We start from the raw sequence: 23,629 nt of genomic DNA on the forward strand, positions 1-23,629 counted from the left end.
TTTAAACGTGCAACGTTTCCTCTGGTGCACACGATCGTTTAATGCGTTCGATCGCGTCCGGATCGTATTCATTTAGGACACGTTCCGCTAAGACGATCGTACGTTCATAGTCTCCCGCTAAGAACTTCGTTTCCGCGATCGTCAGCGACATATGTATCTCATTGTCGTGGCGACGGTATCGGTTCGCATACTGGACGAGCCGTTCGGCATACGTGACTTCGAACACTAATGTATCTAACCGTTCTTGCACATGTTTAAACGTTTCTTGGACGTCTTGACTTTGTGCAACGATCGATCGGACATTAAACGGTAACTCTTCGAGCCGTGTCTCAAGCGTCTGTAGCGAACGGTTCGCATTACGTAGTGCTTCTTCAACTTCCGTTGGTAAGTTCGGTAATCCAAGTCGTTTCAGACGAAGACGTGTTTGCGAGAGCTGATGACGCCATTCGACGATCCGTTCGCGCACTTCTGTCTCTTCTTTTCGAAGCGCTTGAAGTTCGACCGTAAAGCGTTCGTACTGAATCATCAACTGTTCCTCTAAGCGAATCGCATCGCGCATTTGATCTTCGAGCATACTGAACGGAATGATTTTCCCAGCAATCGACTCATCGAGATCTTTTGCTGCTTCAAACAGTAGCTCTTCGTCACGCTGGATCGTTTCGTAGTGAATTCCAAGATCTGCTGAGATTTCATACTTTTCACGTAAGATACTGAACTCTTGCGCCAATTGATGAATCCGTTCGCGCATCCGTAATGCTTTTTGTTTCAAGGATTGATTTTCTTTTTTCACTTGATGACGTGCATCAACTTCACGACGGAACGTATCATACATTTGATCAACGTCGGCTGATAACTGTTGAATCGCTTCTTCTAAACCATCGACTTCAAGCATCTCGATTTTTTCAGAAAGGCTCAGACGTTGTTCCTCGAACCGTTTGATCTCGGATTGAAGACCGAGTGGTTCAAGCGGATACCCATCTAACGACATTTCCTTATAACCCGCTCCGAGCTGATCAATCCGTTGACGCAATTCATGTGCGAGAATCTTCCATTGTTTCGGCACGAGTTCAACAAGCTGACGCGTCGTCGCTACTTCTTGCTCAAGCAACAAGCTTGTTTCGTAAGCCTTCGTCACTTCACCCGAAGCTTCGTATTGACACATCTCATTCCAGTGCGCGTTGATTTGTTCACTTCGTTCTTCCAGACGCGCGAGCGCCGGACCGAATGAGTTCGCTTGGATCAATAACGATTTCCGAACTTGCCCAGAATCAGCTTCCCCTTGCGCTTTCAACTCTGCTAGAACCGATTGATTCGTTTTGAACGTCGACATCTCGACGAGCATCTCATCGATCAATCCTTCGAGTTCCGCAATCAATTGTTCCGTTACTTCAAGGTCATTCTTGACGGCGATGAACCGGTATTTATCGAGCGCTTCTTCCGCTCGGTAAAGGGTTTCATCGATTTGGGCGACGTGGACCGTTAACAACTCTTCCCACGCTTGATGCCAGGAGCTGAACTTCGTCTCCGTCTCACCCGCCATCGGTAGTTGCTTTAAGTCCTGCAACTCCTTTGGAATCGATGCACTGACGATGCCTTGTTTGCGCATATCAAGTTCATCGATTTTCGTGTAGTATTTTTTTCGACTGATCATGCTGAATAGCATGACGAGTAATACGATGACGATGACTCCGATCACCCATGCCCACATTTGTCACGACCTCCACTCTGTCGTACGACTTTAGATTTTCTCTAAATCGCAATAATCTTATCCTTATAATAGTATAGCGCAACCGTTTTGCATAGATTTACAGAGGCTTTTCCTGATTTCTTCCGCTGTTTTGAATCCTTTGTCCAAAAATCAATTGTTTGTCAGCTACACGAAAACTCGTTAAACTAAAAAAAATACGCTTTTCACGGGAGGAATTTTATTATGTTCGAAACAAAGACATATGAAGGTGACCGGACGAAACAATATGACATGCTGTCAAAACAACTCGATGCGTTATTAATGGGAGAAGACAATCAAGTCGCGAACTTATCGAATGCGAGCGCGTTACTCAACCAATTCCTCGACCGTATCAACTGGGTCGGCTTCTATTTGACGGATACCGAGCAAAACCAACTCGTCCTCGGACCATTCCAAGGACTTCCAGCATGCGTCCGTATTCCATTCGGTCGTGGTGTTTGCGGAACGTCCGCAACAGAACAAACGACACAACGGATCGAAGACGTTCATCAATTCCCAGGTCATATCGCATGTGACGCGGCATCGAATTCTGAAATCGTCATTCCACTCGTCAAAGACGGACAAACGATCGGCGTCCTCGATATCGACAGCCCAGAATTCAACCGTTTCGATGAAGTCGACCAAGCTGGTTTAGAAGCATTCTGTACAACACTACTTCGTCATCTGTAATTCTGATTGACAGTCGATTGTCCACACCGTATACTTGTAAAAGTGCAGAAATGATAACGATAGCGGTCAAACCGCTTACGTATCACATTTCATGACTCGGTGAATAACCGGAGGGGCATCGTGTAACTTTGCTATCAAGCGAGGGTGCCACATCATGAAATGGGCGTAACGTGGGTTTGATGGCGTTATTATTTTTATGCAAATAATAACGAACACTAAGGAGGAGTCTTATTATGGCTCGCTATACAGGTCCAGCTTGGAAACTTTCACGTCGTCTCGGTATCTCACTTACTGAAACAGGAAAAGAAATCGCAAAACGTCCGTACGCTCCAGGACAACACGGTAACAGCCGTCGTAAAATGTCTGAGTACGGTCTTCAACTTCAAGCGAAGCAAACGCTTCGTCACATGTACGGAGTAAACGAACGCCAATTCAACCGTATGTTCAACGATGCTGGCAAAATGCCTGGTATTCACGGTGAGAACTTCATGTTCTTACTTGAAACACGTCTTGATAACGTCGTTTACCGTATGGGTATGGCTCGTACACGTCGTGCTGCTCGTCAGCTCGTCAACCACGGTCACATCCAAGTTGATGGCGCTCGCGTCGACATCCCGTCGTTCCGCGTGAAACCAGGTCAAACGATCTCAGTTCGCGAAAAATCGAAGAACTTTGTCGTTATCAAAGAAGCACTCGAAGTTGCTCCAGCAACTAAAGACTTCGTTACTTTCGATGCTGAGAAGCTCGAAGGAACGTTCGTCCGTCTTCCTGAGCGTTCTGAATTGAACGATCAAATCCAAGAACAACTCGTCGTCGAGTACTACTCACGTTAATCGATTGTTCCAGCACTCACTTCGGTGGGTGCTTTTTTTGTACATATCATGAAAATGTATACCTGGTCTTAAAAAAAGAGTGACGCCAATTATTTATTTGTGTTAACCTATAAACATACATAGTTAACACAAATAGAAAAGAGGACTTTATTCATGAAAACAAGAGATTTAACGTTCATCGCCCTTGGTGCTGCCATCATCGCAGCCGTCAGCTCTTTGCCGCAGATCCAACTGGTCGGCGCCGTTCCGATCACACTTCAGATGCTCGCAATCATGACGGTCAGTGCCATTCTCGGTGGAAAACGCGGTGGACTTGCTGTCTTGATCTTCTTATTGCTCGCAGCTGCTGGTCTCCCTGTTCTCGGCGGAAAAGGTGGACTTGCTCCATTCGTCGGACCAACTGTTGGGTATTTGATCGCCTTTCCGATTGCCGGATTCTTCATCGGTCTCATCGCTGAAAAAACACGTCGTTTCGTCCCCCTCTTCATCGGGATGATCGTCTTCGGACTTGGTTTAGTCTACTTGCTTGGAACATTTGGTCTGATGGCTGTACTCGATCTGTCGTTCAAAGATGCTTTTGCGATCAACTACCCCTTCATCCTATGGGATACGATCAAGGCCGTCATTGCCACGACGATCGCCGTTCGTTTGTTGCCACTTCGCTTATTCCGGACAGCTTAAAAAACGCTCTCTGCATCTATGTGCAGGGAGCGTTTCGTTTATCATCAAGCATGCTCGACGACGAAGTATTTTTTCTTTCCGCGACGTACGATCGTAAAGCGACCGATTGCATCTGATTCAGTGATTTCTTTCGTTAAGTCTTGCTCGCGTTCTCCGTTGAGGTAGATCGCACCGTTCGTGACGTCTTCACGTGCCTGACGTTTTGACGGACTAATCTTCGCCTCAACGAGCACGTCGACGAGGTTGTTTGATTCGCCGAGTGTAAAGCGTGGCATGCCTTTGAAGGCATCTTCGATATCTTCGACTTGCAACGATTTAATATCTCCGCTAAAGAGTGCCGTCGTAATACGTTGTGCTTGTGTCAGACCTTCTTCACCGTGGACGAGAACCGTCATTTCTTCTGCAAGACGACGTTGTGCGACGCGCTTCTCTGGTGCTGCCTTGACTTCTTCTGCAAGTGCATCGAGTTCTTCGTGCGTCAAGAACGTGAAGTATTTCAAGAACTTGATGACGTCGAGATCGTCTACATTGAACCAGAACTGGTAGAACTCGTACGGTGACGTTTTATCAGCATCTAACCAGACCGCACCACCTGCTGTCTTACCGAATTTCTGACCATCCGCTTTCGTAACGAGCGGTACTGTCAATCCAAATGCTTTTTCTTCATGACCAGCACGACGAATCAGCTCCATTCCTGCTGTGATGTTCCCCCACTGATCACTACCTCCTACTTGAAGACGGCATCCTTTGTCTTCGTAAAGTTTCAAGAAGTCAAACGATTGAAGTAACATGTATGAGAACTCAGTGAATGAGATACCGTTTTGAAGACGTGAATCAACAGAGTCCTTCGCAAGCATGTAGCTGACCGGGAAGTGTTTTCCGATATCACGTAAGAAATCGATGATTGTCAAATCTTTCGTCCAGTCTAAGTTATTGGCGATCGTGACCGGGTTTTCACCTTCAAGTGGTAAGAAACGTGACAGTTGATCTTTAATCCGATTCGCGAACTCTTCGACGATATCCGATGTGTTCAATGACCGTTCCGTTGCACGACCACTCGGATCCCCAATCATCCCAGTTGCCCCTCCAACGAGACCTACGACATGGTGACCCGCTTGTTGGAATCGTTTTAAGACTAAAATCGGCAACAAGTGTCCGATGTGAAGTGAATCTGCTGTTGGATCGAAGCCTGTGTAAAGCGTCGTCGGATTCTCGAGTAATGTTTTCAGCCCTTCTTCATCTGTCATTTGGTTAATTAACCCGCGAAATTCTAAATCCTCTAATAACGTCATTGTTTCTCCTCCTAAAGTTCACTATTAACAAAAAAAACCGTCCCTTCGTCTAAAACGAAGGGACGGAATATTCCGTGGTACCACCCTAATTGTCCTTTTGTGTAAAAGGACCACTTGGTTCGTCGATAACGGGACGGACCGCTTGATTTCTCAAGAAACTCCTGGAAGCGTAATTCATAAGTTCACTGTGTCCTAGTTCGCAGCACCACTAGGTCTCTGTCACAGGGAGTGACTTACTACTATATTCCGATCATGGTTTAGCGCAATATACGAAAATAAGATGGTTTCATGATACGTCGAAGGCGAATCCGCTGTCAAGTCCGATTTCATTAGTAGATTTATGGTATAATACGTCTATCTGTGATTTAATATTAATTTACACCTAAGTTTAAGATGCAAAGGAGATCATTTATGCGCGAGAACTGGTTCAAGTTTTGGAATCATCCCCGGACGAAAGCCGTTCGGCACTGGTCAAATATCACATATGATGTTTCATGGAACATCATTTTGTTCCTCATCATAGCTGTCTTACTCGTCGGTAGTTTTTCTGTTGGTGCAGCGGGCGGCTATTTCGCTTCGCTCGTCAAGGACACAAAAGCACCACCATTGACTGAGATGAAACAACAAGTCAACAGCTATGCCGTCACAAGCCAAATTTATTGGGGAAGTGGTGAAAAGCTGACGAACATCTCAACAGATGAAGAACGTCAGCCTGTCGATATCAAGAAGATTTCTCCTTACTTGATCGATGCGCTTTTATCAACGGAAGATGTAGACTTCTATCAACACGATGGTGTCGTTCCAAAAGCGACATTACGAGCAGTTCTACAAGAACTAACGAATTCTGCGTCGCGCACAGGCGGAAGTACGCTAACACAACAATTAATCAAAAACCAAATCTTGACGAACGAAGTCTCATTCGAACGGAAAGCGAAAGAAATTCTTTTAGCATTGCGCCTTGAAAACGCGATGTCAAAAGATGAAATTTTACAAGCGTACTTGAATGTCGTCTCATTCGGTCGCAATTCACTCGGTCGTAACATCGCTGGGATCGAGGCTGCATCACAAGGAGTTTTCAACAAATCCGCGAAAAAACTGACGTTACCACAAGCAGCTTTTCTCGCTGGGATTCCTAAAAACCCTTATTACTACACCCCTTACCTTCAAGGTGGCGTTGTCAAAAAGGACTTGACGCCAAGCGTCAACCGGATGAAAACAGTATTGAAGCGGATGTATGTCGCAAAAAACATCACGAAGGAACAGTACGAAAAAGCAATCAAGCATGATATTACGAAAGATTTCGCGAAACAATCAAAACGTTCTCGTGATACGTATCCGTATGTCTACGATTTAGCCGAACGTGAAGCGACGAAAATCATGACGAAGTATCTGATGAAACAAGATGGCGTGAAAGAAGATGAAGTGAAACCGTCTGAACTGGCAGAAGTGCGTGCCAACTATCAAGATCAAGCACTTGTTGCACTGCGCCAAGGCGGCTACAAAGTTCACTTGACACTTGATAAAAAAATTCATGAAGCGATGCAACAACCTGCGAAGAACAGTGCGAACTTCCCAGGAAGCATGCAATACAAACAAGTCGTCGATCCAAAAACGAAAAAAAGCGTTTCGAAACAGGATCCAGAAGAAACAGCAGCAGTCATGGTTCAAAATGAAACGGGACGTATCCTCGGATTCGTCGGCGGACGGTATATGGATGGAAAAGCTGACGATTTCAACCGGGCATTCCAAGCCAAACGTCAAATCGGGTCAACGGCAAAACCAATCCTCGTTTACTCGAACGGGATTGAAAATCGCTTGATCACACCAGGGTCTACCGTTAATGATGAAGAGTACTACTACCAGACTGTACCACGTCAACCTGGCGATCGTCCGATCAAGAACGAAGGTGGACGTTACCGTGGTAATGTAACGGTTCGTACGGCATTAGAACTATCATTGAACGTACCGGCCGTTAAGATTTACGAGAAGATGAACATGTCGAATTCGATTCAAAAACTCGTCGATATGGGAGTTGAAGTACCTGATGCGATCCGTTATGCCCCTTCTGCGGCACTCGGAACGATGGAAATCACACCTGTCGAACTTGCAGGTGCTTACGCGACACTTGCCAACTATGGTGAATTCGTCCAACCGTACATCATCTCGAAAATCACGAAAGACGGAAAAGATATCTATAAAGCAAAACCGAAGAAAAAACGGATCTATGAACCACGAACAGCTTACCTGACACTTGATATGATGCGTGGTGTCTTCACGAAAGGTACAGCGACGTTCGCTAAAGCTAGATTGAACGTACCGGGAGATTGGGCCGGTAAGACGGGTACGACCAACGATGTCAAAGACTCTTATCTTGTTGGTTCTACTCCTGGTGTAACCCTTGCCGTCTGGACAGGACACGACCAGAACAACTCACTCATCGGTCCGTCAACGTACTACCAACGTACGCAAACGCTCTGGTCACAGATGGCGAATGCATCGTATGGTGCGAACAGCAGTTACTTCAAATCTGGCGCCCGCTTCACGCAACCATCTTCTGTAACAGCAAATGACTTCCAAAACAGTGGTCGCTTCAAAGAAGAAGATAAGAAGAAAAAAGCCGAAGAAGCAAAGAAAAAAGCCGAAGCGAAGAAAAAGAAAGAAGTAGAAGAAAAGAAAAAAGAGGCAGACGCACAGAAAAAAGAAGATCAACAAAAACAACAAGATCAAGCTAAAGAAAAAGCAGATGCTGAGGCAAAGAAAAAAGCAGCAGATGACGCAAAACGTGCTGCCGATGCAAAAGCAAAAGCCGAAGCGGATGCAAAAGCCGAAGCGGATGCAAAAGCAAAAGCCGACGCAAAAGCCGAAGCTGATGCAAAAGCAAAAGCTGAAGCCGATGCAAAAAAGAAAGCCGAAGCGGACGCTAAGAAAAAAGAGGCAGATGCGAAGAAACAGCAAGAGCAACAAAAGAAACAAGATGAAAAGAAAAAAGATGCTGCTTCTGAAAACTAACAAAAAGGATGAATCACCTGTTTCGGTGATTCATCCTTTTTTCATGTTCAATCCTCCATCGTCGATAAATCGCCCGTTTCCAAGTTCAACTCCCATGCTTTCAGGACACGGCGCATGATTTTACCACTTCGTGTCTTCGGCAACTTATCTCGGAAATCAATTTCTCTTGGGGCCGCGTGAGCAGCTAGACCTTCCTTGACGAATGCTTGGATTTCTTGTTTTAATTCATCCGTTGGCTCATAACCATCACGTAAGGCAATGAATGCCTTAATGATTTCGCCTCGCACCGGGTCTGGTTTCCCGATGACTCCGGCTTCCGCGACTGCTGGGTGCTCAACGAGACGGCTTTCAACTTCAAACGGACCGACCCGTTCTCCAGCCGTCATGATGACGTCATCGACACGCCCCTGGAACCAGAAATAGCCTTCATCGTCCATATAGGCAGAATCGCCTGACACATACCATCCTTTAAAGAAATAGGATTCATATTTTTGTGGATTGTTCCAAATTTGACGCATCATCGATGGCCACGGTGTTTTCAAGGCAAGGTTACCCATCCGGAACGGTGGTAACTCGTTTCCTTGATCATCAATGATCGCAGCTTGGGTTCCTGGAATTGGTTTCCCCATCGATCCCGGTTTAATGTCCATCGACTTGTAGTTACAAATCATCATCGCGCCCGTTTCTGTCATCCACCATGTATCATGAATGCGTTGGTCAAATGCTTCTTTTCCCCAACGAATAACTTCTGGATTCAATGGTTCTCCGACAGACAACACATGACGAAGACTTGAAAGATCATGGTGATTCGCGACGTCCGCCCCCGCTCCCATTAACATCCGGAAAGCAGTTGGCGCGCTATACCAGACCGTTACGTCATACTTCTCGATAACACTATACCAGAAATCTGGATTGAAACGTCCACCGACAACTACGTTCGTTGCCCCATTTAAGAACGGTGCGAAGATACCGTAACTTGTTCCTGTGACCCACCCTGGATCAGCCGTGCACCAGTAGACATCGTCTTCTTGTAGATCGAGTACCCAACGTCCTGTCATTAAATGCTGAATCATCGCATTTTGAACATGGAGGACACCTTTTGGCTTCCCTGTCGATCCTGAAGTATAGTGCAAGATCAATCCGTCTTCACGATCCAACCAGACCGGTTCGAATACATCGGATGCTTGCTTGAACGCTTTTCGGAAATCAAGTAATGTTTCTGATTCTTCAACGCCTTCATCAACGAGTACTACTTTTTCAAGTGATTCCAGTTCCCCAACTGGAACACGCGGGAGCAACGCTTTCGTTGTCACGAGTAGCTTCGCTTCAGAATCAACTAAACGATCACGAACAGCTTGTTCCATGAATGCTTCAAACAACGGACCGACGATCGCCCCTACTTTCAGTGCACCAAGTAGGGCAAAGTACAGTTCTGGTGAGCGTGGCATGAAGATGAAAATCCGGTCACCCGTTTTGACTCCTGCATCGACTAATACGTTTGCCGCTTTATTCGTCAATCGTTTCATGTCTGCATAGGTGAATCGTTGTTCCGTCATTCCATCGAAATAGATCAGCGCATCCTTGTTCGCCCGCTCGCCTTCAGCGTGGCGGTCGATTGCTTCATAGGCCATGTTGACTTTCCCCGTTGTCGCCCATGAAAAGTACTGCTCAGCATCTTTCCAGTCGTACGTGTTCGTTTCATCATACTCTGCTAACCAATGCTTCCCCGGAAGCGCTTTCAAAACTTTCATGTCTCGTTCCTCCCCTTCTATGTTTTCCTCTTTATTATAAGCTAGTTATCCGTCAGTTCAATCCATTTGCCGTCAATTTGTTAAAAAATCCCTCTCTTTACTCAAGCGCTTTCGTCTATAATGAATAGGAAGGTGGTGACGCTTACATGTTTGAAAAACAATTCAATCATCGGACGCATGAAACATCACTCGGTCCTGTTGACATCGAAGGTCCCGTACCGAGTCAAACACTAGCAACGTATACACTCGATTCAGGGTTAACGGCTTTTCGTCCACCCGCTGAACAACATCAAGCGCTCGTTGAGATTGCGGACCTTGAAGAAGGACGGATCATCGTTGCTCGTCAAGGAACGGAAATCATCGGTTATGTGACTTACTTATATCCTGATCCTTATGAAACATGGAGTGAGGGAAACAATCCGTACATCTTGGAACTCGGGGCGATTGAAGTCTCCTCTCGGTTCCGCGGACAACAGATTGGTAAAAAATTGCTTGAAATCTCCATGCTAGATCCTGCCATGGAACATTATTTAATTCTAACGACTGAATATTATTGGCATTGGGACTTAAAAGGGAGTGGACTATCAGTGTGGGATTACCGGAAGATCATGGAGAAGATGATGAACCATGGTGGTCTTGTCTTTTTCCCGACCGATGATCCGGAAATCGCCTCCCACCCTGCTAACTGCCTGATGGCACGTATCGGAAAACACGTCTCACCTGAAGTCGTCGCTCATTTTGATGCGCTACGCTTGAGAAGACGCTTCATGTATGACTGAGCTCGAGGAGGAATCGTCATGTTAATCGAACAAATCATGAATACGACGTGCATCACGATGCAACCGACGAATTCCATCGCGCATGCGGTTGAACTCATGCAACGTCATCAGATTCGTCATATTCTCGTCGTTAATGCCCGTCATGAACTCGTCGGTCTTGTCGGACTAAAGGAAATTCAAAGCGCGAGTAGCATCTTTCATCCGGACACAGCAAAACAAGACCTACAGTATCCCGTTTCAAGCATTATGATTGAAAGCCCTATCACGGCCCATCCGCTTGATTTTCTAGAAGATGCGGCTGTGCTGTTTTATGAATATCGCTTATCCTGCTTGCCAATCGTCCGCGGTCGACGTCTTGTCGGTATCGTCACGGAAACGGATCTGTTACGGACATTCGTTCAGTTGACGGGTGCACTCGAACCAAGTTCCCAAATCGAGATCCGTGTCGAGAATACAGCAGGTACATTAGCGAAGATTTCCGCACTGCTTGCTAAAACGAATATTAATATTTTAAATGTACTCGTGTATCCAACAGACGATCCGTATGTCCGGATTGTTGCGTTTCGTGTTCAGACGATGAATCCAATTCGGATCATCGAGAAGTTACGCAAAGAAGGATTCGATGTACTTGGACCGGATGTGAGCAGATGAAGGATTTTGCTTATCTGTATAGTCCTGAAGAAGCAACCTATCGATTTTCCGAGACCCACCCATTTAACCCAATCCGTCTCGAATTAACCGTTTCCTTGCTTGAATCGATGCATCAATTAGATGACATCCCTTGTATCGCCCCACGTCATGCGACCGATGAAGAATTGGCACTCGTTCATGATCAGGATTATATTGCTGCTGTCAAAGCAGCCGGAACCGGAGTATTATCACCACTCAAGGCACAGATGTACGGTCTTGGTACGGAAGATACTCCCTTGTTTCAAGACATGCATTCGGGTGCTTCCCTCCTTGTCGGCGGAACGATTGAAGCATGTGACCTCGTCTTATCTGGTCAGTATAAACGCACCTTTCATATCGGCGGTGGATTACATCACGGGTTCCGCGGACGTGCTTCAGGGTTTTGTGTCTATAACGATACGGCTGTCGCCATGGCGGCGATGATTGAAAAATATCACTGTAAAATCCTTTATGTCGATACGGATGCTCACCACGGGGATGGTGTGCAATGGGCCTTTTATAATCGAAATGATGTCATGACACTATCTCTCCATGAAACGGGGCGCTACTTATTTCCAGGAACGGGGATGGTAACGGAGAGAGGATCTGAAGAAGGATACGGTTTTAGCTGGAATGTACCACTGGATGCTTTTACGGAAGACGATTCGTTTTTACTTGCTTATGAGACGGCACTCTTTGAAGCATGCGAGTTGTTTCAACCGGATCTCATCATCACACAAAATGGCGCTGATGCGCACGTGCTTGACCCATTGACGCATCTATCCTTAACGATGAAAAGTTATGAAAAGATTCCTCAAATCGCTGTGGCTGCGGCAGAAAAGTATACAGATGGAAAAATCGTTGCTTTAGGCGGCGGTGGTTATGATTGGTATCGTGTCGTTCCTCGCGCGTGGAGTCAGGTTTTTGCTGCCATGACAGGACAAGATCCTTTTCACGGGGAAATTCCAATTGCATGGCAAGAACGATGGGGCGGACAGGAAATAGCGCCACCCACGCACTGGCATGATCCGTCACCACTTTATCCCGCAATTCCAAGACGTCCTGAAATTGAAGAAAAAAATTGGGAGACCGTCAAACGATTGATTTGGCCATTCGTAAACGATGAACGTAAAAAACAACTGACAGCGATTTCCCCCTATTCCGCTGATTAATTGACTTTTTATCTTCACATTTATTTCGTTCGGAGTTCACATCTTGTTGCTATACTAAATATGGAATTTTTACTTAGTAAACGAATAGTTGGGGGAATCATCATGAAAAAGGCATGGCTTTACTCCGGTCTCATTCTGTCGACCGGGATCGTACTTGCAGGATGTGGGAATGAAAAGCAGGCAATGGATCACGATAACATGCAAGGGGTCGGAAAACCGACCGTCGACGTCACTGTCGATATCCCAGCAAAGACAATGGATGAAGATGCCGTCGTCTTTAAAGCATCCGCGGTCGAAAAGAAAAAGCCCGTCAACCTTGAGGACGTGACGTTTGAAGTTTGGAAAGCTGGAAAACAAGATGGGGCACATCAAAAATTCAAAGCAACCTTGAAAAAGACAGGTTTCTATCAAGCAGAAGCCAAACTTGCTGAAGGTGAATACGAAGGTCTCTATCATATTAATGATAAAAAAGGACTCCATCACATGGATAAGATCTCTTTTGTCGTCATGGATCATTCACATGAAAAAGAGAAAGCATCGCATGAACACGAAGCCGTCGATGGTCTGTCTGTCCATTATATGGGTGCGACGAAAGTAAAGGCTGGTGCTGACCTCCCTGTCTCCTTTCACGTTTTTCTCGATGGAAAACCATTAAAGGCGAACGTTCAAGTCGAAGTCATTGAAACCGGTATTGAAAAACATAATTATGTTCCATTAACTAAAAAAGGTGATGCATACAGCGGAAAAGTCACATTGAACGCCCCCGGTCAGACGACGGTGCGTCTGCACGTCGAAAATGATCAACTCCATCATCACCAAGATGAACTCATCACCGTCATAAAATGAAAAAGCGTCTCTTTTTTCAAGCAGCTTGCTTGAGAGAAGAGACGCTTTTTCGATTAAGGACGTGTCGAATCCCGTTGTTCGATTCGGTGTGGTAACGTGACATCGTTCGTTTCGATTTCTTCTTTGTTCAAAATCTTTGTCAAAAGACGCATCGAGACTGCTCCAATATCATACATCGGCTGAACGACAGTCGTCAGTTTCGGACGAATCATCGTCGCAAGACGTGTATTATCGTGTCCGATGACTTCAAAGTCTTCTGGAACACGGTGTCCGGCATCTTGTAAGGCATGGATGACACCAAGAGCCATCTCATCTGTTCCAGCAAAAATCGCACGTGGGCAATCTTCTCCAAGTTCAAGCAACTGGTTCATCGCCTTCATTCCTGAATCATACGTATAGTTTCCAAGGACGACGTTTTGTTCGCTGAACGGAAGATTTGCCTCTTCGAGCGCCCGACGATAACCAGCAAATTTCTTTTCACCATTGATTTGCTGTTCAAGTGGACCAGTGATGAACCCGATCCGTTCATGTCCACGGTCAATCAATGATTTGACGGCGTCATGTGCAGCACTTTCGTAATCGATGTTGACGGCAGGAAGGTCATAATCTTGATTTAGTGTCGCAGCGAGAACGATGGGCACAGGTGATGTCTTGAATTCACGAACGAGATCCTCATGTAGACGCCCACCCATGAAGATGATCCCATCAACCTGTTTTCCAAGTAATGTATTGAGCAAATGGATTTCTTTTTCCCGATTTTGGTCGGAGTTACAAAGAATGATGTTATATTTATACATCGTCGCAACATCTTCGATTCCCCGTGCTAAATCCGCAAAAAAGATGTTCGAGATATCGGGTACGATGACACCGACAGTCGTCGTTTTTTTACTTGCAAGTCCACGAGCAACAGCGTTTGGGCGGTAACCCAGTTGTTCGATTGCATCTTGGACCTTCTTTCGTGTGGATGGTTTAACGTTCGGATTCCCGTTGACGACACGCGATACGGTCGCCATCGAGACAGCCGCCTCTCGTGCGACGTCATAAATCGTAATATTACTATTCAAAACAAATTCCTCCTTTAGTATGATCCATCTCAAGTGTTTTCATTTCGTTTTCATTTTTAGGCAACACGAAAGGAAGACAGGAAAAGATAGTTTTCTTTTCCCATTCTTCCTTCATTGTAAAACGTTTTCATTCGCTTTAGGTCACCCTTTTTCGAAAATCATTGAACGTTTAGTGCCGGAAAGGTAGTCGTCAAGTTTTCGACGAACGTATCGAATTCTTGGAAATCAAGTTGTTGGTTCGCATCAGATAGTGCGAGTGCCGGAAACGGATGGACTTCAACCATGACAGCATCAGCACCGATCGCGTAAGCCGCTTTCGCCGTTGGCAACAGAAGATCTTTCCGTCCTGTCGAATGCGTCACATCGACCATGACAGGAAGATGTGTCTCTTGCTTCAGAATTGGAACTGCTGAGATATCAAGCGTGTTCCGTGTTGCACGTTCATATGTCCGAATGCCGCGCTCACACAAAATGACTTGATCGTTACCACTTGCCATGATGTACTCAGCCGCGTACATGAACTCCTCGAGTGTTGCAGCAAGTCCTCGTTTTAAAAGAACCGGCTTATTTGTACGACCGACTTCTTTTAGTAAATCGAAGTTTTGCATGTTGCGTGCGCCAACCTGGATAATGTCGACATATGGTAAAGCAGATTCAACCGCACTCGGCGTCATGATTTCAGTGATGACATGCAAACCGTGCGCGTCCGCTGCTTTTTTCAACATTTTTAGACCCTCGAGTCCAAGACCTTGGAAGTCGTAAGGTGATGTGCGTGGTTTGTACGCTCCACCTCGCATGAACTTCACGCCGTGTTTCGCGAGTTGTTCCGCGACTTCGAATACTTGTTCCTCGCTCTCGACCGCACATGGTCCAGCAATCAATTGTTGAGAACCATCTCCGATGACAGCATCTCCGATTCGGATGATCGTGTTCGTCGGTTTTTGTTTCCGTGATACGAGTAATTTCCGAGTCCGATCTTCTCCTTGTAATTCAAGAGAAGCTTTGAAAATTTCTTTAAATACATGCTGAAGGCGTCCTGTTTCAAAAGGTCCATGGTTATTAGCAGCAATTGATTCGAGCATTTGACGTTCCCGAACAGGGTCGTAACGGTCAAGCCCTTGTGCTCGTTTGACTTTTCCGATTTCGACAGCAATTTGACCACGTCGGTTCATCAATTCCAATAATTCTGCATTCACTAAATCGAGTTCATCCCGTAATCTTTTTAATTCTGCGTGTTGATCCATGTCCTACCACTCCCTAATCAGCATATAGCTCGTAATAGCAACTAATTATAACGAACTCTTTCCATGTTGTACATAAAGAAGCTGCATGATTTCTTAAAATATGAAAATAAATTACGTTTTTTCATATAATTTTTTCTACGTTTTCTCTATAAAGAAACATAGAAAAAGAGCCCTCATGATGAGAGCTCCGTATTCACTTCTTATTTCTTATGATTCACATCAGATTGTGGGTCATTGTCTTCCTCTTGCTCTTCCGCCAACTGTTCCCGTAGCTCTGAAAGATTAACGACCGTTTCCGTATCGATTTCTTCTGCCACGGATGCGCCATCGACTTCGTCCCCAATTTCACGCTCGATGTCACGTACAAGCTGTTCTGCTTCTGCGAGAGCTGCATCGATACTTGCCTGATCCTTCTCAAAACCAGCATATTGTGCCGCTTCTTGAACCGTCGAATTATTCTTCGCTTTTTCAATGACAGGTGCTGCTTTGTCTTTTGCCAGTTGAATCCATTCTCCTACGAGTGGTTCTGCTTTTTCGCGAACAACTTGCGTCTGTTCCGTCAAACGTTGACGCGCAGGAGCCGTACGCTCGTCGATTAAGTCGCGCATCTCACGACCTGATTTCGGACTAGAAAGGAGAGCTGCCGCGGCACCAATCAATCCACCAACGATGATTCCCGCGAGGAAACCTCCTCCTTTAGAAGAATCTTGTGTTTGATACGGGTGTTGTTTCGTCATGATTTACGATCTCCTTTCAACTCATCTGGAATGCTTTCGACGTCCGGGACGGATACGACTTCCGGTGTAACCGGTGTCTCTGCTTTTTTCCGGAATCGACGACGTGGTTTTTTCTCGACTGTCGTCGTTGCTGTCGTATGATTTGAAACTGTTGTTTCTGCCGGTTTATTTTTTTTGAATAATTCTACAGCGACTGAGCCCCAACGGACTGCTTGTGCAATCTGGTCTTTATTCGTATCTGCCGCACCAGCGACCGTATCGGATACCGTCCGGACAGAATCTGTTACTTTATTCAAGGACGTACCAAGCTCTTCGATCGAGTTTGCAACAGGTGCAAGCAACTCGGTTTTTTCTTCAATCGTATCGACAAGACGATTCGTCTTATGTAACAACGCTGTCGTCTCCATCATGATACCGTCCAATTGACGTTCAAGTCCTGCTGTCGTGTTGGCTACATTGTTCAGCGTCTTACTTGCAGCACTTAGTACACGGGCAAGGAAAATGACGAGTACTACGAATGCGATCGCAGCGACTAATCCGGCGATTCCGCCTAATGTGATTTCCATGGTTCTTGCCTCCAATTTTTTGCGTAGTCTTTTGTTGTTAGTTCGACATGTAGCAAGTCGTTCCTGCTACTCCAAATGGTTTATTTCCGTTACAATGATAATTGAAACCTACATCATCCATTTCGAGGGGGAAATTTCATGCGTGACCCACGTCTTACTCAACTGGCAACGAATCTGATCAACTATTCGGTTGCCCTTGAACCTGGTGAAAAAGTATTGATTGAAAATTTCGGTATCGAACGTGAACTAGTCGAAGCACTCGTAGAAGCTGCCTACGCGGCTGGCGGTCATCCGTTCGTATTACTTAAGGATAATCGTATCCTACGAAAATTATACCGAAATGCTTCAGAAGAGCAACTCCAATTGATGGCAGACATCGAACGTAAGCAGATGCAGGCGATGGATGCATACATCGGATTACGAGCTGGTGATAATATCAATGAACTATCGGATGTACCAGCTGAACAAATGAAACTGTACGGTCAAACGATTGGTAAGATGCATACACAGGATCGCGTCAAAGGAACGAAATGGGTCGTCCTTCGCTTCCCGACAGCATCGATGGCTCAACTCGCCAATCAATCGACAGAAGCATTCGAAGACTTTTACTTCGATGTCTGTACGCTTGATTACGAAAAAATGGGACAAGCGATGGAACCGCTCGTCGATTTGATGAACCGGACGGATCGTGTTCGTCTCGTCGGACCAGGAACGGACCTTTCGTTCTCGATCAAAGACATCCCAGCAATTAAATGTGCCGGAAATGCCAATATTCCGGACGGTGAAGTCTTTACGGCACCCGTTAAAGATTCCGTCAACGGTGTCATCTCATATAACACACCATCTCCGTATCAAGGATTCACGTTTGAAAACGTCAAACTGACGTTCAAAGACGGTAAAATTGTCGAAGCGACGGCGAACGATACGGATCGTATCAACCAAGTCTTCGATACAGATGCGGGTTCTCGTTTCGTCGGTGAATTTGCGATTGGCGTCAATCCCTTTATCCAGCATCCAATGAAGGATATTCTGTTCGATGAGAAAATCGATGGCAGCTTCCACTTCACGCCGGGTCAAGCTTATGAAGAAGCCTACAACGGTAATGATTCATCCGTTCACTGGGATCTCGTCAATATCCAACGCCCTGATTACGGTGGTGGGGAGATCTGGTTTGACGACGTATTGATCCGTAAAGACGGTCGTTTCGTCCTTCCTGAACTCGAAGTCCTCAATCCTGAAAACCTGAAATAAGAAAAAGCGGATGGCTCGTCCTTCATAGGACAGGGGCATCCGTTTTCTATATCTTATTTTTTCAATGTCGCACGAAGCATCCAAATTTGTTTTTCGATTTCCTTCGCTTGACCAAGCAGATCATCTTCCACTGTTACGTCTTGTGCCTCAAGATGTTCAATCGCATCAAGCATCTCTTTTCGGACTTGTTGGAAGTCTTTAATGACCGAATCGATCATCTCATCTGCTGACAAACCTGATTTTGCTTCTTCGAGTGTCGTTTGTTCTAAATATTCTTTTAGCGTCGCTGAAGGTGTCCCGTTATTCATCAAGAGACGTTCCGCAACGACATCATACTGCTCAGACACCCATGTATAGAGTTCTTCAAGCTTCTCGTGAAGCGTCAAGAAGTCTGGACCTTTAATATACCAATGGTAGTTATGGAGCTTAACGAATAGGACCCCATAGTTTGCGACCTGTTGATTCAAAGCTGATTTTGCATGATTACTGATCATCTGATATTCCCCTTTCCTGATTTCAAATGACGTTCTAATTCATCTTTATCCTTAAATAACAAAGGATAAACATCATTTTCAGGAAGATTGGATTATCGCGGACGTTTTAATCCCTTTAGCATATATCCGCCTTTGAAGTCGACGGAATCGAAGGCAACGAGAAATGCTTTCGGTTCATACTCCTCGACGAGGTTACGGAGCACTTTCATACGTGTTCGTGCCGCAAGGACATCTAATCGGTAACGAACACCGTCTCGACCTTGTCCTTGATAATGCGTCACACCGAAACCATTATCACGGATGACTTGAATGAGTTCTGCCGGAAATTCTTGTGTGTGTACTTGGATCATATTGTAACCGATGGCTAGTTTTCGTTCGACATATCCACCAATGAGTATACCAAGTCCGAATCCGAGTGCATAAACGACCATACCAAGTGTCGTTAAGTCTTGGAACACGATTCCTAGTGCAAAAATGTAAATCAATGTTTCGACCGTCCCAAAGAGTCCGGCAATGACGGTCCGTCCTTTGACAAGCATGATCGTCCGTAATGTCAAAACAGGAACGTAAATCAACTGGAGCAATAAGATGAGTAAAATCTGTCCCATGGTGTCTTTCCTCTCTATAATAACTTCAACACATACACACTATTTCAAACTTTATTTCAAGATGCAATCCTATTTTAGATTTTCCCTATCAGTTTTTTGATTTTACTATCACAATTCAAATTTACGACAAAAAAATGCCACTCTAATCGAGTGACACTTTTGGTTCTCACTTATTTTACACTTTGATATTGATGCTGATACGTTTGAATGTCGCCCGCTCCCATGAATAGAAGCACAGCATTTTCATGCTGACGTAGGACAGAAACGTTGTCGCGCGTCAGAATAGAAGCTTGCGGAATTTTCTCCTGCAAATCTTCGACTCGAACTTGCCCTTCCTGCTCACGTGCTGAACCAAAGATTTCACATAGATATGTCGCATCTGCTTCACGTAAAGATGTCGCAAAATCATCCATGAATGATTTCAAGCGTGTGTACGTATGCGGTTGGAAAATCGCGATGACTTCACGATCCGGATATTTCTTCCGTGCCGACTCGATCGTTGCGCTGATCTCTTTTGGATGGTGTGCGTAGTCGTCTACTAAGATTTGTGTGCCAAATTCTGACTCACTGAAGCGGCGTTTCACTCCACCGAATGTTGCTAAACGTTCAGCAACGTCCTCTTTACTCAATCCTTCGTACTGACAGATCGCAATGACAGATAATGCATTCAAGACATGATGACGACCGAATCCTGGAATCAGGAACGTGCCATAGAAATCATCACGTAAATAGACATCAAACGATGTGCCGTCTGGCGTTGATGTCGCATTTTCAGCTCGGAAATCATTGTTTTCTCCGAACCCATAATAAAGAACAGGTACATTCGCTTGAATGTTTTGAAGATGTTCGTCATCTCCACAAGCAACGATTGCTTGCTTGACCTGCATCGCCATCTCTTGAAAAGCCGAAACGACATCATCGATTCCCGTGAAATAATCCGAATGATCGAAGTCGATGTTCGTCATGATAGCGTAATCCGGCTTGTAATATAAGAAGTGACGTTTGTATTCACATGCCTCGAAGACGAATGCCTTCGCATCTTCTACTCCTGCCCCTGTTCCGTCTCCGATCAAGAAGGCCGTCGGTGTAATACCGCTCAAGACGTGTGAAAGCAAACCTGTCGTCGACGTTTTTCCGTGTGAGCCTGTAATGGCGACCGAACGATATTCATTTGCTAAGTGTCCTAAGAAATCGTAATAATGATGGATCGTTAAACCAAGTTCATTTGCCCGTGCGATTTCTGGATGATCATCTCCAAAGGCATTCCCCTGGATGATGACATAATCTTCTTTGATGTTATCCGCATTGAACGGGAAAAATGGAATCCCCTTAGCCCGTAACGCGTCTTCAGTAAAAATGTGCTTTTCGATGTCTGAACCTTGTACCTCATGATTCATCTCATGTAGTACTTGGGCGAGCGCACTCATCCCTGTTCCTTTGATTCCAACAAAATGATACTTTGTCATATAAAAGCCCTCCAATTCACGTTCCGGTCCGTACCATCGGGCTCGGGTACAAAACCTGTACCATTATAGCAAACCGATTTATTTTTTACCATGTAAATTATTTTGCTCTCGACGCGCGCGATACATCGCCATCAAGTCTTTTGTCGTCATAACGACATTGACAGGCGGTCCAACCGGCTTTTTCACTTCCGACTGAACGGGTGCTACTGCTTCCGCTTCAGCAACAGATGGATCCAAAGTCGAAGTGACCTCTTCCGATTGTTGCTCCTCTGCTTCTTGATCATCAAGAAGTGCCTCGCTCGATGTATCCATCGGAACAGTTTGCTCTTCTACGGTTTCACGTGTAGAAGGCACTTCACTTACCCGCTCTTTTACAACCGTTTCTTCTGTTTCAGGTACGGTTGGCAATTCGACTTCGCTTACGTGATCTTGATTGGCTTCAGGTTCCGGTACAAGTAATTCAACGTCCGTCACCGGTACAAAGCCAGCATCTGCTTCTGCATTGTCTAAGACAACTTCTTCCGGCGCAACAGCCTCCTGCTCCGTCAAAGTAACCTCATCAGTAATTCCCTGTTCATCTGCATCTGAAACCTGTTCAACGGTTTTTGTTTCTTCCGCAGCTTCTACCGTTTCAGATACAGATTGTTTCGGACGTTGGAATCCATAAATCGGTGAAGGAACATCTGTTAAAACGAAGCGGTCTTCGCGCTCCTCTTTTTTCGGACGCTCTACCGGCTTTGTCTCACGTTCCCCCGCAAGCTCTCGACGAATTCGGGCAGCCTGCTCCTTTAGTGACTGTTCATAACGATTACTCATACGTTCACCCCTCCATCTTGTTAAAAAATCGGTCGAATCATCGACCGATTGAGAATGCTTCCCCTACTGCTGATGTATCATCAAGTACAAGAATCCCTTTTTCTTGTGGCGCATTGGCAAGTCCGAGCTCACGCGCTGAACAGAGCATACCACTTGACGGTACGCCACGTAATGCTGAAGGACGAATGATTAACCCAGACGGCATGACCGCACCCGGTTTAGCGACGACGACCTTTTGACCCGTTGCTACATTCGGCGCTCCACAAACGATTTGTAAAGTTCCGTTATCCACCTCTACCTGACAGACCGATAATTTGTCAGCATCCGGATGCTTCTCACAAGAAGCAACAAACCCAACAACGAATTTCGGAGAATAGTCAACTTGTTCGAGTGACAATTCGATATCTCGGTTTGCAAGTTCCTTTTGGATGCGTGTTGCCAATTCTTCCGTCAATTCAACCGGTCCTTGTGACTCGATCATAAATGTATTCGACGCCTCAAACAAGTTGTAACCAATAATACGATCACCATGCTTGATTGTTGCTACGTCTCCTTCACGAGTCGCCGTCACTTCCGCACGTGGTGCGTCTTCTAAAATGATCATTAAGACGTCACCGACGCCCTCTTTATTATAAAACACATTCATTCAATCCATGACTCCCTTCCGTCTTTCTCACAATGCCTATTGTATCAGATTCTTTACTCTTTCGGCTGCTTGTTTTTCGCAAGGACGAAGACCGGCTCAAGATTGCCATCTTCATATAAGAATGGCAATGCCGTAACAGGCACACGACCGTTCGAGAAGAAATCAAACATGAGTTGTTGTAAGACATCATATCCAGCGTCATTGCGGATATCAGCAAAAATCAAGACATCCTGGTGCGGAATACCAACAGCGAATTCCCCTTCGATTCGCGCCGCATACTCAGCTAACAATGTCTTGTTCAAGACACGACTCGCCTCATATCCGTCTCCAAGACTCAAGAAATAAAAGATGTTCCCCGCTACTTCATCTTGTTTAAATGGCGCATCGAGCGATTTCAGGTTAAAACGTGCAGCTTCCGACAGCTGTTCAGCCGTCCATTCTGCAGATGCCAATAACTCCTCGTCAATCAAACGATATGTCGCCCCTAAATCAAGTGCGTACATGATTTTCGTCTCACCAGTATGTGGTGTGCTGACAAGCGTTTTTCCTTCTTTTGTCGTATCAGCAAACGATTTAGCCCGAATGACAGGGAATATTTTCTGTTCTTGTCCAACGAGTGAAATTTGATCCGTTTGTCCGAGTACAGCACGGATGTATTCGATCGTCTCTTCGACTGCGATGACACCTCTTCGTTTTGCTTTTGCGACGAGCGGGTTCAATCCGACATCAACGCCTGATTTATCATGCTTCCGCTCAATTCGTAACACGGACTTTTCACGATCGAAATACGTTGTATAACCTTCTTCTTCGAATGTTTGTGTCATCATTCTTCGGATTTGTTGTAGTTCCACTTGATTTCATCCTTTCTATCATGAAAAAAAGCGAGTCAGCGCTCGCTTTTTTCTTAAACCGTTTCTAAAAATGCTGTCACTTGTTCTGGTGTCTTCCGCTCTTTGCCGACATAACGCCCTGTTTCTTCACCATCTCGGAACGCGACAAAACTTGGAATTCCGAAGATGTCCATTTCCTGGGCAATTTCAATGTGATCGTCGCGATCGACATAGTAAAATTCGAACGCGTCAAACGTCTGCTCGATTTCCGGCATGAACGGATCTAAAAAGCGACAATCCGGGCACCAGTTTGCTGAGAATAAAAAGACGGCTTTGCCTTGTTTTGCTGTATCGAATTCTTGTTTAGATTGTAATGTTTTCATGATGGTTTCCTCCTTTGATTTCCCTAGAAGTCATTGCCCTCATCATAGCATATTCAATTGTGGCTGTGCGTTTTCG

Annotated in this window: 23 protein-coding genes and 1 other annotated feature; of the genes, 9 read left to right on the forward strand and 14 right to left on the reverse strand. The window is 45.4% G+C overall.

Going from position 1 to position 23,629, the window contains the following annotated elements; genetic code table 11:
* Position 1: 1 nt before the first annotated feature.
* Positions 2-1,708, reverse strand: a complete 1,707-nt coding sequence (ezrA, locus tag ACN9MT_RS11740; RefSeq protein ID WP_290752050.1) for a septation ring formation regulator EzrA — start codon at positions 1,706-1,708, stop codon at positions 2-4.
* A 222-nt stretch (positions 1,709-1,930) separates the two neighbouring features.
* On the opposite strand from ezrA, the gene ACN9MT_RS11745 reads away from it, so the two are divergent.
* The 3 genes from ACN9MT_RS11745 to ACN9MT_RS11755 all read left to right on the forward strand — a co-directional run bounded on the left by ACN9MT_RS11745 (position 1,931) and on the right by ACN9MT_RS11755 (position 3,930).
* Entirely contained in the window at positions 1,931-2,416 is a 486-nt protein-coding gene (locus ACN9MT_RS11745; protein WP_426272227.1) for a GAF domain-containing protein, read from the forward strand.
* Between the two features lie 233 nt (positions 2,417-2,649).
* Positions 2,650-3,249 carry a 30S ribosomal protein S4 gene (rpsD, locus tag ACN9MT_RS11750; RefSeq protein ID WP_035406229.1) on the forward strand — a complete coding sequence of 200 codons (600 nt, stop codon included), beginning with the start codon at positions 2,650-2,652 and terminating at the stop codon, positions 3,247-3,249.
* Between the two features lie 153 nt (positions 3,250-3,402).
* Positions 3,403-3,930: a biotin transporter BioY gene (locus tag ACN9MT_RS11755; RefSeq protein ID WP_308101846.1), complete on the forward strand. Its 528-nt coding sequence runs from the start codon at positions 3,403-3,405 to the stop codon at positions 3,928-3,930.
* A gap of 44 nt (positions 3,931-3,974) precedes the next feature.
* Here the strand turns inward: ACN9MT_RS11755 and tyrS are convergent, their stop codons facing one another.
* Entirely contained in the window at positions 3,975-5,222 is a 1,248-nt protein-coding gene (gene tyrS, locus ACN9MT_RS11760) for a tyrosine--tRNA ligase (RefSeq protein ID WP_035406219.1), read from the reverse strand.
* Positions 5,223-5,277: 55 nt separating this feature from the next.
* Positions 5,278-5,485: a binding site (T-box leader), on the reverse strand.
* A 148-nt stretch (positions 5,486-5,633) separates the two neighbouring features.
* Between tyrS and ACN9MT_RS11765 the strand changes: the two genes are divergently transcribed.
* A complete protein-coding gene (locus ACN9MT_RS11765; protein WP_426272228.1) occupies positions 5,634-8,231 on the forward strand; it encodes a transglycosylase domain-containing protein in 2,598 nt (865 codons plus the stop codon).
* 47 nt (positions 8,232-8,278) lie between these two features.
* Here ACN9MT_RS11765 and acsA read toward each other — a convergent pair whose 3' ends face one another.
* Positions 8,279-9,982, reverse strand: a complete 1,704-nt coding sequence (gene acsA / locus ACN9MT_RS11770; RefSeq protein WP_308101848.1) for an acetate--CoA ligase — start codon at positions 9,980-9,982, stop codon at positions 8,279-8,281.
* A gap of 146 nt (positions 9,983-10,128) precedes the next feature.
* On the opposite strand from acsA, the gene ACN9MT_RS11775 reads away from it, so the two are divergent.
* The 4 genes from ACN9MT_RS11775 to ACN9MT_RS11790 all read left to right on the forward strand — a co-directional run bounded on the left by ACN9MT_RS11775 (position 10,129) and on the right by ACN9MT_RS11790 (position 13,448).
* The gene (locus ACN9MT_RS11775; protein ID WP_023469064.1) at positions 10,129-10,761 is read left to right on the forward strand and encodes a GNAT family N-acetyltransferase; all 633 of its coding nucleotides are present in this window, start codon (positions 10,129-10,131) and stop codon (positions 10,759-10,761) included.
* An 18-nt stretch (positions 10,762-10,779) separates the two neighbouring features.
* A complete protein-coding gene (locus tag ACN9MT_RS11780) occupies positions 10,780-11,412 on the forward strand; it encodes an acetoin utilization AcuB family protein (protein WP_290785369.1) in 633 nt (210 codons plus the stop codon).
* The gene (locus ACN9MT_RS11785; RefSeq protein ID WP_056062706.1) at positions 11,409-12,602 is read left to right on the forward strand and encodes an acetoin utilization protein AcuC; all 1,194 of its coding nucleotides are present in this window, start codon (positions 11,409-11,411) and stop codon (positions 12,600-12,602) included. The genes ACN9MT_RS11780 and ACN9MT_RS11785 overlap by 4 nt, the downstream gene beginning before the upstream one ends.
* Positions 12,603-12,704: 102 nt before the next feature.
* Positions 12,705-13,448: a FixH family protein gene (locus ACN9MT_RS11790; protein WP_426272229.1), complete on the forward strand. Its 744-nt coding sequence runs from the start codon at positions 12,705-12,707 to the stop codon at positions 13,446-13,448.
* A 53-nt stretch (positions 13,449-13,501) separates the two neighbouring features.
* Here ACN9MT_RS11790 and ccpA read toward each other — a convergent pair whose 3' ends face one another.
* From ccpA to ACN9MT_RS11810, 4 genes are all read right to left on the reverse strand, one after another.
* The gene (ccpA, locus tag ACN9MT_RS11795; RefSeq protein ID WP_035406207.1) at positions 13,502-14,512 is read right to left on the reverse strand and encodes a catabolite control protein A; all 1,011 of its coding nucleotides are present in this window, start codon (positions 14,510-14,512) and stop codon (positions 13,502-13,504) included.
* Between the two features lie 158 nt (positions 14,513-14,670).
* A complete protein-coding gene (locus tag ACN9MT_RS11800; RefSeq protein ID WP_035406204.1) occupies positions 14,671-15,756 on the reverse strand; it encodes a bifunctional 3-deoxy-7-phosphoheptulonate synthase/chorismate mutase in 1,086 nt (361 codons plus the stop codon).
* Between the two features lie 200 nt (positions 15,757-15,956).
* A complete protein-coding gene (locus tag ACN9MT_RS11805) occupies positions 15,957-16,493 on the reverse strand; it encodes a YtxH domain-containing protein (RefSeq protein WP_368914648.1) in 537 nt (178 codons plus the stop codon).
* Positions 16,490-17,059 carry a DUF948 domain-containing protein gene (locus ACN9MT_RS11810; RefSeq protein WP_035406198.1) on the reverse strand — a complete coding sequence of 190 codons (570 nt, stop codon included), beginning with the start codon at positions 17,057-17,059 and terminating at the stop codon, positions 16,490-16,492. The genes ACN9MT_RS11805 and ACN9MT_RS11810 overlap by 4 nt, the downstream gene beginning before the upstream one ends.
* Before the next feature lie 138 nt (positions 17,060-17,197).
* Between ACN9MT_RS11810 and ACN9MT_RS11815 the strand changes: the two genes are divergently transcribed.
* Positions 17,198-18,310 (forward strand): aminopeptidase, encoded by a 1,113-nt coding sequence (locus ACN9MT_RS11815; RefSeq protein ID WP_035406195.1) that lies wholly within the window; start codon positions 17,198-17,200, stop codon positions 18,308-18,310.
* A gap of 53 nt (positions 18,311-18,363) precedes the next feature.
* Here ACN9MT_RS11815 and ACN9MT_RS11820 read toward each other — a convergent pair whose 3' ends face one another.
* The 7 genes from ACN9MT_RS11820 to ACN9MT_RS11850 all read right to left on the reverse strand — a co-directional run bounded on the left by ACN9MT_RS11820 (position 18,364) and on the right by ACN9MT_RS11850 (position 23,553).
* Positions 18,364-18,804 (reverse strand): Dps family protein, encoded by a 441-nt coding sequence (locus ACN9MT_RS11820; protein ID WP_023469073.1) that lies wholly within the window; start codon positions 18,802-18,804, stop codon positions 18,364-18,366.
* 92 nt (positions 18,805-18,896) lie between these two features.
* The gene (locus ACN9MT_RS11825) at positions 18,897-19,412 is read right to left on the reverse strand and encodes a DUF2179 domain-containing protein (protein WP_035406192.1); all 516 of its coding nucleotides are present in this window, start codon (positions 19,410-19,412) and stop codon (positions 18,897-18,899) included.
* A 170-nt stretch (positions 19,413-19,582) separates the two neighbouring features.
* Positions 19,583-20,878, reverse strand: coding sequence for a UDP-N-acetylmuramate--L-alanine ligase (gene murC, locus ACN9MT_RS11830; protein WP_035406189.1), 1,296 nt, complete (start codon positions 20,876-20,878; stop codon positions 19,583-19,585).
* A 78-nt stretch (positions 20,879-20,956) separates the two neighbouring features.
* Positions 20,957-21,694, reverse strand: coding sequence for a hypothetical protein (locus ACN9MT_RS11835; RefSeq protein ID WP_426272230.1), 738 nt, complete (start codon positions 21,692-21,694; stop codon positions 20,957-20,959).
* Between the two features lie 37 nt (positions 21,695-21,731).
* Positions 21,732-22,340: a YtpR family tRNA-binding protein gene (ytpR, locus tag ACN9MT_RS11840; protein WP_426272231.1), complete on the reverse strand. Its 609-nt coding sequence runs from the start codon at positions 22,338-22,340 to the stop codon at positions 21,732-21,734.
* 53 nt (positions 22,341-22,393) lie between these two features.
* On the reverse strand, positions 22,394-23,191 hold the full coding sequence (locus tag ACN9MT_RS11845; RefSeq protein ID WP_426272232.1) for a DUF1444 domain-containing protein: 798 nt from the start codon (positions 23,189-23,191) through the stop codon (positions 22,394-22,396).
* A 53-nt stretch (positions 23,192-23,244) separates the two neighbouring features.
* Positions 23,245-23,553, reverse strand: coding sequence for a thioredoxin family protein (locus ACN9MT_RS11850; RefSeq protein ID WP_035406177.1), 309 nt, complete (start codon positions 23,551-23,553; stop codon positions 23,245-23,247).
* Between the last annotated feature and the right edge of the window lie 76 nt (positions 23,554-23,629).

It is taken from the genome of Exiguobacterium sp. R-17, from assembly GCF_049913315.1.
Classification (GTDB): domain Bacteria; phylum Bacillota; class Bacilli; order Exiguobacteriales; family Exiguobacteriaceae; genus Exiguobacterium_A.

Excerpts from the sequence above, each read along its gene's own strand:
- ezrA (WP_290752050.1), bottom strand. The coding sequence starts at position 1,708 with ATGTGGGCATGGGTGATCGGAGTCATCGTCATCGTATTACTCGTCATG.
- ACN9MT_RS11745 (WP_426272227.1), top strand. The coding sequence starts at position 1,931 with ATGTTCGAAACAAAGACATATGAAGGTGACCGGACGAAACAATATGAC.
- rpsD (WP_035406229.1), top strand. The coding sequence starts at position 2,650 with ATGGCTCGCTATACAGGTCCAGCTTGGAAACTTTCACGTCGTCTCGGT.
- ACN9MT_RS11755 (WP_308101846.1), top strand. The coding sequence starts at position 3,403 with ATGAAAACAAGAGATTTAACGTTCATCGCCCTTGGTGCTGCCATCATC.
- tyrS (WP_035406219.1), bottom strand. The coding sequence starts at position 5,222 with ATGACGTTATTAGAGGATTTAGAATTTCGCGGGTTAATTAACCAAATG.
- ACN9MT_RS11765 (WP_426272228.1), top strand. The coding sequence starts at position 5,634 with ATGCGCGAGAACTGGTTCAAGTTTTGGAATCATCCCCGGACGAAAGCC.
- acsA (WP_308101848.1), bottom strand. The coding sequence starts at position 9,982 with ATGAAAGTTTTGAAAGCGCTTCCGGGGAAGCATTGGTTAGCAGAGTAT.
- ACN9MT_RS11775 (WP_023469064.1), top strand. The coding sequence starts at position 10,129 with ATGTTTGAAAAACAATTCAATCATCGGACGCATGAAACATCACTCGGT.
- ACN9MT_RS11780 (WP_290785369.1), top strand. The coding sequence starts at position 10,780 with ATGTTAATCGAACAAATCATGAATACGACGTGCATCACGATGCAACCG.
- ACN9MT_RS11785 (WP_056062706.1), top strand. The coding sequence starts at position 11,409 with ATGAAGGATTTTGCTTATCTGTATAGTCCTGAAGAAGCAACCTATCGA.
- ACN9MT_RS11790 (WP_426272229.1), top strand. The coding sequence starts at position 12,705 with ATGAAAAAGGCATGGCTTTACTCCGGTCTCATTCTGTCGACCGGGATC.
- ACN9MT_RS11800 (WP_035406204.1), bottom strand. The coding sequence starts at position 15,756 with ATGGATCAACACGCAGAATTAAAAAGATTACGGGATGAACTCGATTTA.
- ACN9MT_RS11805 (WP_368914648.1), bottom strand. The coding sequence starts at position 16,493 with ATGACGAAACAACACCCGTATCAAACACAAGATTCTTCTAAAGGAGGA.
- ACN9MT_RS11810 (WP_035406198.1), bottom strand. The coding sequence starts at position 17,059 with ATGGAAATCACATTAGGCGGAATCGCCGGATTAGTCGCTGCGATCGCA.
- ACN9MT_RS11815 (WP_035406195.1), top strand. The coding sequence starts at position 17,198 with ATGCGTGACCCACGTCTTACTCAACTGGCAACGAATCTGATCAACTAT.
- ACN9MT_RS11820 (WP_023469073.1), bottom strand. The coding sequence starts at position 18,804 with ATGATCAGTAATCATGCAAAATCAGCTTTGAATCAACAGGTCGCAAAC.
- ACN9MT_RS11825 (WP_035406192.1), bottom strand. The coding sequence starts at position 19,412 with ATGGGACAGATTTTACTCATCTTATTGCTCCAGTTGATTTACGTTCCT.
- murC (WP_035406189.1), bottom strand. The coding sequence starts at position 20,878 with ATGACAAAGTATCATTTTGTTGGAATCAAAGGAACAGGGATGAGTGCG.
- ACN9MT_RS11835 (WP_426272230.1), bottom strand. The coding sequence starts at position 21,694 with ATGAGTAATCGTTATGAACAGTCACTAAAGGAGCAGGCTGCCCGAATT.
- ytpR (WP_426272231.1), bottom strand. The coding sequence starts at position 22,340 with ATGAATGTGTTTTATAATAAAGAGGGCGTCGGTGACGTCTTAATGATC.
- ACN9MT_RS11850 (WP_035406177.1), bottom strand. The coding sequence starts at position 23,553 with ATGAAAACATTACAATCTAAACAAGAATTCGATACAGCAAAACAAGGC.